Source organism: Salinivibrio sp. MA427 (genome assembly GCF_001996115.1).
GTDB classification, from domain to species: Bacteria; Pseudomonadota; Gammaproteobacteria; order Enterobacterales; family Vibrionaceae; genus Salinivibrio; species Salinivibrio costicola.
Map to the genome: position 1 here is coordinate 1 of NZ_MUFH01000461.1, position 1,402 is coordinate 1,402.

The 1,402-nt window shown below is 48.3% G+C and carries 2 protein-coding genes; both read left to right on the forward strand.

The annotated features are described in order from the left end of the window. On the forward strand, nt 1-826 hold an 826-nt coding region (locus BZG79_RS15585), incomplete at its 5' end, for a 3-deoxy-7-phosphoheptulonate synthase (RefSeq protein ID WP_108743325.1). A 53-nt stretch (nt 827-879) separates the two neighbouring features. After that, nucleotides 880-1,362 (forward strand): YajQ family cyclic di-GMP-binding protein, encoded by a 483-nt coding sequence (locus BZG79_RS15590; protein ID WP_021023238.1) that lies wholly within the window; start codon nt 880-882, stop codon nt 1,360-1,362. The last annotated feature ends 40 nt before the right edge of the window (nt 1,363-1,402 follow it).

Sequence of the window (1,402 nt, forward strand, 5' to 3'; positions counted from 1 at the left end):
CAATAAAATGGGTTTACCGACGGCGACCGAGTTTCTCGATATGATTACCGGTCAGTATATTGCTGACCTAATTAGCTGGGGCGCGATCGGCGCTCGAACTACTGAATCCCAAATTCATCGCGAGATGGCGTCAGCGCTCTCAAGCCCTGTTGGGTTTAAAAATGGCACCAATAAAATGGGTTTACCGACGGCGACCGAGTTTCTCGATATGATTACCGGTCAGTATATTGCTGACCTAATTAGCTGGGGCGCGATCGGCGCTCGAACTACTGAATCCCAAATTCATCGCGAGATGGCGTCAGCGCTCTCAAGCCCTGTTGGGTTTAAAAATGGCACCGATGGTAATATTACTATTGCCGTCGACGCGATTCGTGCGAGCCGTGAATCGCATTTGTTCTGCTCGCCGGACAAACATGGCGCCATGACAATCTATCGCACTGCCGGTAACCCTGACGGCCATGTTATTTTGCGCGGCGGACACCAGCCGAATTATCACGCGCATGATGTACAGGCAGCCGCGAACACGCTGGCAGGTTTTGGCTTACCTACCAAGCTTGTGGTTGATTTTAGCCATGGTAATTGCCAAAAGCAGCACCGCCGTCAATTGGAGGTGTGTGCAGACATTGCCGCGCAAATCCATGGTGGCGAGCAAGCGATCGCTGGCATTATGGCTGAGAGTTTTTTACAAGAAGGTAATCAAGCAATGGGGAGTGCCGATTCACGCACCTATGGTCAGTCGATTACCGATCCTTGTCTCGGCTGGGAAGATACCGAAAAGGTTTTGGCTCAACTTGCCAACGCTGTCATGGCGCGAAAAAATACATAACCATTGATTGAACATGGGTATGTCCAGAGCATGCCCCCAACTAGGATGAGACTATGCCTTCATTTGATATTGTGTCTGAAATTGACAAAGTGGAACTCAAAAATGCCGTTGATAATGCCAATCGTGAACTGGCAACACGGTTTGATTTTCGTGGTGTGGAAGCCAATTTTGACTTGGATAAAGAAGCGGTAAAAGTGATTGCTGAGGCTGATTTTCAAGTGAATCAAATGATGGATATGCTTCGCAGTAATTTGGCCAAGCGTGGCGTTGATGCACGCGCGATGGATATTCAGGAAATGGTCCATTCCGGTAAGAGCTTTTCACAGCAGGTGAAGTTCAAAAATGGCATTGAGACGCCAGTGGCGAAAAAGATCACCAAAGCGATCAAAGATGCCAAGATGAAGGTCCAGACGCAAATTCAAGGTGAGCAAGTCCGTGTTACCGGTAAGAAACGCGACGATTTACAGGCTGTGATTCAATTGATCAAAGACAGTGATTTTGAGCAACCTTTTCAGTTTGAGAACTTCCGCGACTAACGGTTTAAGCCTCGAACTATCTAAAAGCGGGCGCCTGAAG

Coding starts and splice junctions, on each gene's coding strand:
- BZG79_RS15590 (WP_021023238.1), top strand. CDS start 880: ATGCCTTCATTTGATATTGTGTCTGAAATTGACAAAGTGGAACTCAAA.